This window comes from Phormidesmis priestleyi ULC007 (genome assembly GCF_003003695.1).
Taxonomy (GTDB): Bacteria; Cyanobacteriota; Cyanobacteriia; order Leptolyngbyales; family Leptolyngbyaceae; genus Phormidesmis_A; species Phormidesmis_A priestleyi_A.
Map to the genome: position 1 here is coordinate 1 of NZ_PVWG01000107.1, position 1,847 is coordinate 1,847.

The following is a 1,847-nucleotide window of genomic DNA, read 5'->3' on the forward strand; positions in this document are numbered from 1 at the left end:
CTCTAGAACAAACCTCATCTTATCGTTGATGCGGGAGAACAATCCAAAAGTCCATTTCTCAATCGTGGCGAGTATACCAAGCGTTGCAACAGGCAGGGGTTACGATTGGGTCGGGGGCAGTGGAATCGTTAGTGAAACAAATCAATCGCCGCTTGAAGATTTCAGGGGCACAGTGGAGTGCTCACAATGTGCCTCAAGGGCTGAAGCACCGCTCTGCTTATCTCAATGGCGATTTCACGCGCTCTCAACCTTGGCTCAGGGTTGGCTGATTGAATTGAGTAGTTATGCTCATCGCAAAGGTGAGATGCTCCCAACTAGATAGAAGGACTGAAAGAATCTATTCTTGAAGTTTTATCTGCGAGATTTGGAACCGTGCCAGAGACGATCGTTCAGCAATTAGCGACTGTAACCGACGGGGTTGTTCTCAAGGGACTATTGAGACAAGCGATCACGGTTGCCCCGATCTCTGAATTTACACAGTAGCTTGGCTAAAAAATAGTTAGTCATTGATCAGAAAATCTAGCAAGAAGGCGAACAGTATAGGCGTTTGAGATTGCTCGAAATTAAAGAGAGAACCACTTTGCAGTAAAAACACTCTGCAATTCAGAACCTGAGTCAAGGTTTAACTGAAGGATGAACGATCGCTTTTTGCAGCTTCCATATTCATCCCTCATCCTTCATCCCTGCTAAAGTGCCCCAGCCCCGATCGCGATCGCTCGTCGCACTGCCGCATCTGCATTCACAAACCCAGAACCATACACCGGATCATAACCACGCGCCCCTAAGTCATAAGCTGTTCCAGATAGAATCGTCTGAACCTGAGTGGCAGTCAAATTGGGGTTTGCACTCCACACTAGAGAAGCCACTCCAGCCACATTAGGTGTTGCCGCAGACGTGCCGTTAAGTTAGTGTCACAAATTATTCGCGCTGAGAAGCGAGGGGAGAAAAAGGCTTAGAACGGGCAAGAACCCCTAAAGCAGGCAACCTCCCATGATAATCGCAGAGCGAGAACAACAAATCCTTCGAGTGCGACAGCAGGGTGTGCACCCTGAACTGGAAGCAGCCCTAGCAGAGGAATTGCGAACTGAAGTCATCAGTACAGTCAAACAGGTGCTCGAAGGGTCGCTACGAGAGGAAGTGACGGAATTTTTGCAGCATCTGGAGGGCAAGAAGCCGTATCGCTCCGGGTACTATGAACGGCAGTTGCATACCCAGTATGGCTACATCGAGAAGTTGCAGGTGCCGAAGTTACGAGAACGGAACCGGGAACGCAACTGGCAGATCTTGGAGCGCTATCAACGGAGTTTAGGGAACCTATTGGATTGGCTGTGTTGCTTGTATGTCATGGGACTATCGTTGCGGGATTTGCAAGCAGCCTTGTATTTTGTAGTAGGTCGAGTTCTATCGGTGAATGCCGTGAACCAAATCACCTTGCAAGTTCAACGCCAACTGGATGCGAAACGCCAAGCGCCCTTGAAGCAAACGCCTGCGATCATCTTGGTGGATGGAGTGTGGGTAGACATTCAGGATGTGATTGCGGATGAATACAAGGAAGACTTGTCGGGACATTTGCGGCAACGACGGCAAGTAGAGGAACGGGTCGTGCTAGCGGTGATGGCAGTCTGGGCAGATGGAGGCACCGAATTGCTGCACTATGAGGTTGCCGAAACCGAAAGTGAAGCGGCATGGCGCGACCTATTTGCACACTTGATTGAGCGGGGATTTGCCCCAGAAGCACTAGAGCTAGTCGGGAGTGATGGGAGTTTAGGAGGGTGCGACCTCTACTTGATTTAATCATTCAATCATGATATTACCTCAGTGATGCAACCAAGAGGGGTGAGTATGAG

At 49.6% G+C, this 1,847-nt stretch carries 2 protein-coding genes and 1 pseudogene; 2 read left to right on the plus strand and 1 reads right to left on the minus strand.

Translation table 11 applies throughout. From position 1 onward, the window contains the following. Window positions 1-131 precede the first annotated feature (131 nt). Window positions 132-269: a hypothetical protein gene (locus C7B65_RS26825; RefSeq protein ID WP_181314519.1), complete on the plus strand. Its 138-nt coding sequence runs from the start codon at window positions 132-134 to the stop codon at window positions 267-269. A gap of 417 nt (window positions 270-686) precedes the next feature. Here the strand turns inward: C7B65_RS26825 and C7B65_RS26830 are convergent. Beyond that, window positions 687-890: pseudogene (locus C7B65_RS26830) on the minus strand (S8 family serine peptidase); the annotation flags it as partial. A gap of 100 nt (window positions 891-990) precedes the next feature. On the opposite strand from C7B65_RS26830, the gene C7B65_RS26835 reads away from it, so the two are divergent. Further along, a complete protein-coding gene (locus C7B65_RS26835; RefSeq protein ID WP_106254246.1) occupies window positions 991-1,794 on the plus strand; it encodes a transposase in 804 nt (267 codons plus the stop codon). The last annotated feature ends 53 nt before the right edge of the window (window positions 1,795-1,847 follow it).

Bases quoted from the DNA above. Each gene is read 5' to 3' on its own strand.
- C7B65_RS26835 (WP_106254246.1), top strand. From the start codon at position 991: ATGATAATCGCAGAGCGAGAACAACAAATCCTTCGAGTGCGACAGCAG.